We start from the raw sequence: 7,410 nt of genomic DNA, 5'->3' as shown, positions 1-7,410 counted from the left end.
ACCGACGTATCAACGGATATAGTATATGGGCCGTTTCCGCAAGACTTAAGCAAAGACCAAACCTATACATATTATTGGCCGGACGGAAAAGAAAGAATAAAATATACGAACAATCCTAATGTAGTCCCATTGGGGCCTCCAGTCAGAACGAGTATAACCGAGTATGCAAACCAAGGCTACAAACCATCTATGGCAGTCGCAGCCCATTATCAGGACAATAAGAGGTCTTTCCAGGCCATGAGCAACGCAATAGACGAATGGTTTGCAAATACAGGTAAAAGTATTAAAGATAGTATAAATGGGAAAAAAGAGTGGCGCTAATTTTAATTAACGGTCATCAAGTGTGATACTATCATCTATCATGACATATACAACCGTCGGTTTATTTTCTTCATCGTATGTAAACCCTATAGTGTATGTATGGTCACTGTCATTATAATGATGATTGGCTAGAAGCCACGCCATTATAAAAATAATTACAACTTTGATAGAATAGAGGATTTTTTATTTTGAAACTCTTCTTCTGTCAAAATTCCTTTATCTCTTAAGCAGGCTAATTTTTCAATCTGATCATAAAAATCCTCTGAAATATTTTTGCATTTTGAGTTGCTAATTAATCTATCCAATTCTTGTTTTAATGATAGAAAACCATTAGCCATATTCCTATTAAATAGAACGGTGTTTTCGTCCATAGCTTTATCTGAATGTGGTAAAACTTTTTTACACCCAGGATATATAAATTGTATGTATCCTCCAGAACCGAAGGAGGGCATTTTAAACTCAACGGAAGTAATGCTGGATATGGGGATTTCTATTTCACCTTTGAAAAAACCAACACTTTTAGCTAAAAGGCCTTTTCTCGTGATAACCACTTTATCATCGATAATATCAATTTGGCCATTCACACCTTTTACCATAATAACCACCTCCTACCCCGATAATACCACAGCAGGAAAGAATTTACAATGCACCTTGACAACCAAATATTCAGACTGGCAAAAAATAAATCGGTCAAAAATGACCGCCCTGTAAAATCTCTATTCTTTTTCTTCCGGGATATATTCCATGATGTCGCCGGGTTGAGCGTTTAGCACCTTACAAAGTTTTTCAATGGTTTCGATTGTTACGCTCTTGCCGTCTTTAAGGCTCTGTAAAGCCGACTGGGAAATGATATTCTCCTTGCGAATGCGGTATGTCGTTAGCCCCTTTTCTTTCATGAGGGAAAATAGCTTATCATATTCTATTGGCACAATGACACCTCCCTTGTTTCTTCTACAATTATGATATCATAAACATACACGGAAATCAATGAACAAAATATACATTAAAATCCGTGAATATTTGGATGTTTTGTCAATTGAATATATACGGAAATCCGTGTATAATATAATTGTAGCAAGGGAGAGAGCAACCAGAGAAAGGAGGGTTGCGAATGAAGTTTAGAGACTTTCAAAAGTTAAGCCCGGCAGAGCGCAAAGCCTACTGGGAAGCATATAAAAAGTGGCTAACCGGTCGTAACGGCTAACCACTAGGCACAAAGAAAAGCCCTCACAAGCCTTTCCCTTGCTACCTCCATTATACCCGGAAGGAAAAGAAAAAGCAACAGGAGGTTTTACTTGAAAAATCGCATAATCATTTCACCGTCAGTCTGAATAGATTGGCGGTGATTTTTTATGAAAGGGGGAAGAAACATATTACTGGTAGATAATGCGGACGTTTCCGCGGTAGCGACAAATATAAAATATCAGTCAAACTGGAACAACGGAGCTTCAACCTTTACTTTTGAGTATCCAACAGCAAAAGGCAAACTTTTCGCAAATGGTTCAACGGTTATCTTTACCTACAATGGAGCTAATATATTTTACGGTTTTTTATTTAAAACCCAGATAAGCAAGCAGACATACAAATGTACCGCATATGATCAATTAAGATATCTCAAGGCCAAAAACAGCCTGATGCGACAGATAGAACCGCTTGATAGCTTTTTAAATGTCGTAGCGGGTACGATAGGAGACCGGATTAGAATAGGCCAGATTGACAGTACCGAGATACCACTGAGTAAATATCTGTTTGATAATAAAACCTATTTGGATATGTTATACCAGAGTATACAGGATAATCTGGTGGCTAATTCCTATTATTATACTTTAAGGGATAATTTTGGCGCGCTTGATCTCAGGGACACCTTGGATTTAAGACTTCCTCTTATCATTGGAGATAATAGCCTTGCTACTGATTTCGATTATTCTTTGTCAATTGACGATGATACATATAACTATGTAAAAGTAGCGGCGGATAATAAAGATGCCGGCGTAAGAGAGGTCTATATTGCGGAAGATAGCTCAAATATTGGTAAATGGGGGAAATTGATGCTTTATGAAAAGGTAGACTCGGCCATGAATGCCGCCCAAATTACCGAGAGAGCCAACATGCTTTTAGCTTTAAAAAATAAGGAAACGGAAACCTTAAAGGTAGATAGCATTGGAGATGTCCGAGTATTCGGCGGAAGCGGTGTAAAAATTGAAATTTCCCAGGCAAATCTTAATATGTGGGCTATTGTGGACAGCGTAACACATAAATTTGAGCGCAGCCAACACACAATGACTATGAATTTGGTATTTGGAAGGTGGTATTAATGCCAGACTTCGCAACGGAAATTAAAAAAATAGTATTAGACACAATAGAAAATGAAAAGCTGTCTGATATTGTATACGCTACCTATAATGGGTCGGGATTGGTTCTTGATGGAAAACCAGTACCGGTAGATGCAGATATGATTGATATCCCAGCCAGCCTACTTACAATCAGCGGCCTATTATCAATGGATATTTCAGAAGGGTTTGAAATTGTGGCCAAAGATGGCCAGGGGGAAGAAATTACAATAGAAAGCATTAAATTAACAGATGTCCCGGTGACCATCAAAACAGGATTAACAGCAGGGGATAGAGTGGCGGTTATCCAAAAAAAAGGAGCACAAAAATACTCCATTATAGATAGGGTGTGATAATATTAGTGTTTTGAAAACCTATGGCCAGGATACTGCGAGTTTTAAACCCTCGAAAACATATCGCATACATAACGGCCATATCGAGGGAAAGATTGACGGGCTGGACGCAGTGAGACAATCTATTTATTTAATATTAAGTACGGAGAGATATCAATACGTTATTTATTCAGGGGACTACGGAGTAGAGTTAGCGGGACTAATAGGAAAGCGCAAGTCGTATATTGAGGGGGATGTTGAGCGCAGAATTACAGAGGCATTGCTAGAAGATGATCGAATACAGGATATCAAAGACTTTACCATTACCTTTGATCGGGAAGAGGCCAAAATAACCTTTACAGCAGTTACTATTTTTGGAGAAACTGAAATAGAAAGGAGCGTTGCGGTTGGCTGAAAACTATGAATATAACTCGCTGCTGTCCGAAATGCTTGATCTTGTACCGGACGATACGGACAAACGAGAGGGAAGCGTTATATATGATACTTTATCTCCAACAGCTTTTATGATAGCGCAACAAAACTATATGCTTGGGTATATGTTTGACCTATTGTTTGCTGATACAGCGGAAGGAGAATGGTTAGATAGAGTTGTTAATGACTTTGGGATAAACAGAGAACAGGCTACTTACGCATTAAGACAGATTAATACTTTTGATAAAAATGATACGGCAATAGATGTGCCGTTAAACAGCAGATTTGCTATTAATGATGTTACCTTTAAAATTACAGAAAAAATAACAACCGGACAATTTAAAGCAACTTGCGAGCAACTGGGTACATCTGGAAATTTGTATAGCGGGACAATCTTGCCCGTTGACAACATTAATGGGTTAGCAAACGCGACACTTATAACCGAACCGTTAATTCCTGCGAGAGATGAGGAGACGGATGAAAGCCTAAGAGCGAGGTTTTACGAGGCGGTAAGACAGACCCCATACGGCGGCAATATCGCGGATTATGAGCAAAAAACACTTGCGGTTGATGGCGTTGGGGCAGTTAAAGTATTCACCGCAGTATCCCAGGGGGCTGGAAACGTCGGAATTGTAATTGGAGATGAACAAGGGAATAAAGCTACCGCAGAGCTAATTAGCAAGGTGCAGACACTTATGGGCACTGACGGAGACGGCATCGCGCCTATTGGACATACAGTAACAGTTAAAACATCTGTGGATCTTACTGTTAATGTATCGGCAGAAATTAAGATTAAAACTGGGAGTAGTTTCGATGTGATCAAGCCCATAGTAGAGAGTACGATTACTAATTACATAGAAAATATTGGCTTTACAGAAGAAACTGTATTTTACGCCAAACTTGTAGCGGACATCCTTAATTGCCATGAAAGTATTATAGATGTAGGCACAGTGACTATGAATGGAAGTTCTTCAAATCTTATCCTTACAAAGACCTACGCAACGTATCAAGTGCCTACAGTGGGAACTATCGCAGTTACGGAGGTGGCCGTCTAATGTTTTATGATGACCCATCAGCATATAAAAGTTTTCTGATAGAAGAACTACAAGACCTAGTTGAGGTTACAGCGCTGGATAGAGTAATTAACATAGAGATGAACGCTCTCCTAGCTGACATTAAGCAAGCTGTAAACAACAAGTCGATCTCCCATTCAGATGAAACAGGGGTAGCAAGATGGGAAAAAATATTGGGGGTTACCGCTCCGCTTAACAGTACGCTAAAAGCAAGGAAAGAAGCATTAAAGGCAAGACTTATGACAAAACCGCCCATCAATCTTGTCACGGCTAAAGAGATCATACAAGCGTATATGGGGCTTGAGGTTGATGTGTTTGTTTCCGATTTTACCCTGACAGTCAAGTACCGCGGGCAAAGCAGAGTTTCCGATTTAACGCCTTTATATGCTACTTTATATGATATTATCCCCGCAAATTTGATTATAGATATCTCCTATCTATTTTTGACATGGGATGAGTTAGACAGTTTAAATATTACTTTTGATAGTTTAGATGCAAAAGCGTTGACATGGGATCAATTTGAAAGAGGTGATTGGGTTGAGTGATATTGTATCTTTATATACCAGCGGAAACGATGCAGTAAATAGGGCTGGATTTAATGAAAAGTTTACGGAGATTAACACCAATGCAGTACCAACTGCCAGAAAAATTAACAATAAAGCGTTGAGCTCTGATATCTCTTTGACCGCTGCAGATGTAGGGGCGAGACCGGATACCTGGACACCCACGCCGGGGGAGATCGGTGCGGCTACAGTCGCCGTCTACACGGCAACCCTCACCGCCGCAGGGTGGAGCCAAACAGCGCCCTATACTCAGACGGTGAGCATAGAGGGGATAGGAGAGACAGACAGCCCAATTTTTGGCCCTGCTTACACTGGCACTAATGACGAAAAGATTGCACAGTGCGAAGCCTGGAATATGGTGAATGAGGCGGATACTGCTAGCGGATCAGTGACTTTTACTTGTTTTGAAGATAAGCCTGGAGTAGATATCAATATACAAATAAAGGCGGTGAGATAAGTGGCAAAAGGCTATTTGACTGGACAGACCGGGGGGAAGAAATTAGACATATTCAACTTTCCTCTTTCTATCCAGATGACCGAACCGACGCCTGAGGCGGTAGGACATTTATGGATTGCGTTGGATGATGAACGTGCGTCACAAATAACAAATATTGTAGTGGATGACACAATCAGGTTAAATTATACGGACGGAACCTTGATAATTCAGCCGCAAAGTATGAATAATTCCTTTTTAAGTGCGTCGTTAAAAAAGAAAACAAACTTAGAATACTTTCCGATGGATGTAGTTCAGAAGGCAGAAACAGAAGGTTCAAGTTTGCCGTGGCAAAGCTCTTTAACAGATAATTTTTCTACGCAGCACTTCTATCCTAAAATCTCTTTACTGCTCAACGGAGGGATTGATTACTTAGATGCCTATGCGTGGAATGGGACAGAATGGGTGGTAGTTAGTAATTCGCTAAAGTTTTTGTATGGGGCTTCCAATTGGAACTATTCAACATATACACTAATTTCAGATGAATTATCATGTAATTTTACATATCCTACTGATAAGAACATCTCTACCATATATATGAAAATGAGCTCGGATTTAAAGTATATGTTTGTTTTTTACTCAGAATATGGCGGTGGGCCTTACTTAAAACTATATAAGCTATCTGGAAGTGTAGTGGAACTACAAAGTTGGTTTTCAGTTAACGCAACTGTTAAAGGTCATTCTGAGCAAGATGGTTATAACTTAATATGTGCAATCAATGATGACTTTACTAAAATAGTATATGTTAGCGATAAAACTACTTCTAACTTTACCACAGAAATAATCTCTTTGGATTTAGAAAACGAAACGTATACACAAAATACAGTAACAACAACACTTTCAAATATTGATTGCTGGTTTTTTTCACCTAATGCGGATGCTATGGTTGTAACAACATATAATTTAGATAGCAAAGCTAAATCAGCTAGGTATTATAACATAACTTCAACTACTGTAGATTATGTGGGAAATCCGACAATATCATCTAATGGAAATAATACCTATTGGAATTTCAGCAATGACAAAAATAAATTTTTTGGTGGTACAGAAGATGGAAGTAATGCTGGAACTAGAACGTTTTATGTTTATAACCCGGATTTAAATACTTTTAATTCTATCTTTTCCACTTCTACGAGCACTGACCCTATAAAATACATATCCCCTGGGGGAACATTTTGTTATGGATATGATAAAACAGGAAATAAATTAAATGTCAGGTTCTATGTTGATGGAGTTTTGGGAGACATGCTCACAATGCAAACGCACACTGTCTCAAACACCAATATGAAGATTAGTACGGCGGTATCAAATAATGACAGATATCTGGCAACATGTTGTAATTATAATACAAATGGAGGATATTTGAGAGTATTTGATTTGACAAATAGGGATTTAAATACTTATTGGGAAATTCCTTTTTATTTCGTTATTAATAAAGCTTATACCAATGGCTACAGCTTAGCAATTTCAGATGATGGAGAATACGTAATAGTTAGCGGAAAACAAATTAGCAGTGATGAATACTCTACTTATTTGTTTAAAAGAAAATCTCCGACAGAATATGAGTTGATATTAAAAGACCAAACTTTGTATAACTCGGTTAATCAGTATGTTAAATTTTCTTTCTAACAGATAGGGGGTGGATATTTTGTACTATAACTATAGAGAAGATGGACTAGTTTTAGAAAAATCCAATACTCCGTTTTCGGATAATTGTGCGGAACACGACTTAGATTTTGATCTTGATACTTATGAATATGTCATAGGAAAAATAAAAAATGGAACAATCTTATTTTTTCAACAGCGGTTAAGGTCTCCTGAAATAATCATGCAGTTAAGAAAAGAGGAAGTTTTAACCCTGGAAAG

11 protein-coding genes are annotated in these 7,410 nt (G+C 38.3%); 9 read left to right on the top strand and 2 right to left on the bottom strand.

Annotated features, from left to right (window positions below; all coding sequences use genetic code 11):
- On the top strand, positions 1 to 321 hold a 321-nt coding region (locus H8705_RS13335), incomplete at its 5' end, for a hypothetical protein (RefSeq protein ID WP_262396284.1).
- A 155-nt stretch (positions 322 to 476) separates the two neighbouring features.
- Here H8705_RS13335 and H8705_RS13330 read toward each other — a convergent pair.
- Positions 477 to 917 (bottom strand): DUF4429 domain-containing protein, encoded by a 441-nt coding sequence (locus H8705_RS13330; protein WP_262396283.1) that lies wholly within the window; start codon positions 915 to 917, stop codon positions 477 to 479.
- A gap of 120 nt (positions 918 to 1,037) precedes the next feature.
- Positions 1,038 to 1,250, bottom strand: a complete 213-nt coding sequence (locus H8705_RS13325; protein WP_262396282.1) for a helix-turn-helix domain-containing protein — start codon at positions 1,248 to 1,250, stop codon at positions 1,038 to 1,040.
- Positions 1,251 to 1,673: 423 nt separating this feature from the next.
- Between H8705_RS13325 and H8705_RS13320 the strand changes: the two genes are divergently transcribed.
- The 8 genes from H8705_RS13320 to H8705_RS13285 form a co-directional block, all read left to right on the top strand.
- Positions 1,674 to 2,636, top strand: a complete 963-nt coding sequence (locus tag H8705_RS13320) for an XkdQ/YqbQ family protein (protein WP_262396281.1) — start codon at positions 1,674 to 1,676, stop codon at positions 2,634 to 2,636.
- On the top strand, positions 2,636 to 3,004 hold the full coding sequence (locus H8705_RS13315; RefSeq protein ID WP_262396280.1) for a DUF2577 domain-containing protein: 369 nt from the start codon (positions 2,636 to 2,638) through the stop codon (positions 3,002 to 3,004). Before H8705_RS13320 ends, H8705_RS13315 begins: the two co-directional genes overlap by 1 nt.
- 13 nt (positions 3,005 to 3,017) lie before the next feature.
- A complete protein-coding gene (locus H8705_RS13310) occupies positions 3,018 to 3,398 on the top strand; it encodes a DUF2634 domain-containing protein (RefSeq protein ID WP_262396279.1) in 381 nt (126 codons plus the stop codon).
- Positions 3,391 to 4,470: a baseplate J/gp47 family protein gene (locus H8705_RS13305; RefSeq protein WP_262396278.1), complete on the top strand. Its 1,080-nt coding sequence runs from the start codon at positions 3,391 to 3,393 to the stop codon at positions 4,468 to 4,470. Before H8705_RS13310 ends, H8705_RS13305 begins: the two co-directional genes overlap by 8 nt.
- A complete protein-coding gene (locus H8705_RS13300) occupies positions 4,470 to 5,033 on the top strand; it encodes a YmfQ family protein (protein ID WP_262396277.1) in 564 nt (187 codons plus the stop codon). Before H8705_RS13305 ends, H8705_RS13300 begins: the two co-directional genes overlap by 1 nt.
- Complete coding sequence (locus H8705_RS13295; protein WP_262396276.1) at positions 5,026 to 5,508, top strand: hypothetical protein; 483 nt, start codon at positions 5,026 to 5,028, stop codon at positions 5,506 to 5,508. Before H8705_RS13300 ends, H8705_RS13295 begins: the two co-directional genes overlap by 8 nt.
- A complete protein-coding gene (locus tag H8705_RS13290; protein WP_262396275.1) occupies positions 5,509 to 7,173 on the top strand; it encodes a hypothetical protein in 1,665 nt (554 codons plus the stop codon).
- A gap of 19 nt (positions 7,174 to 7,192) precedes the next feature.
- A partial coding sequence (locus tag H8705_RS13285; protein WP_262396274.1) for a hypothetical protein occupies positions 7,193 to 7,410 on the top strand: 218 nt, incomplete at its 3' end.

This window comes from Youxingia wuxianensis, from assembly GCF_014385085.1.
In the GTDB taxonomy this organism is placed as follows: Bacteria; Bacillota; Clostridia; order Oscillospirales; family Ruminococcaceae; genus Youxingia; species Youxingia wuxianensis.
Note: the sequence above shows the minus strand (reverse complement) of the source record. Positions and strands in the feature narration are given on the sequence as shown.

Bases quoted from the DNA above. Each gene is read 5' to 3' on its own strand.
- H8705_RS13330 (WP_262396283.1), bottom strand. From the start codon at position 917: ATGGTAAAAGGTGTGAATGGCCAAATTGATATTATCGATGATAAAGTG.
- H8705_RS13320 (WP_262396281.1), top strand. From the start codon at position 1,674: ATGAAAGGGGGAAGAAACATATTACTGGTAGATAATGCGGACGTTTCC.
- H8705_RS13315 (WP_262396280.1), top strand. From the start codon at position 2,636: ATGCCAGACTTCGCAACGGAAATTAAAAAAATAGTATTAGACACAATA.
- H8705_RS13300 (WP_262396277.1), top strand. From the start codon at position 4,470: ATGTTTTATGATGACCCATCAGCATATAAAAGTTTTCTGATAGAAGAA.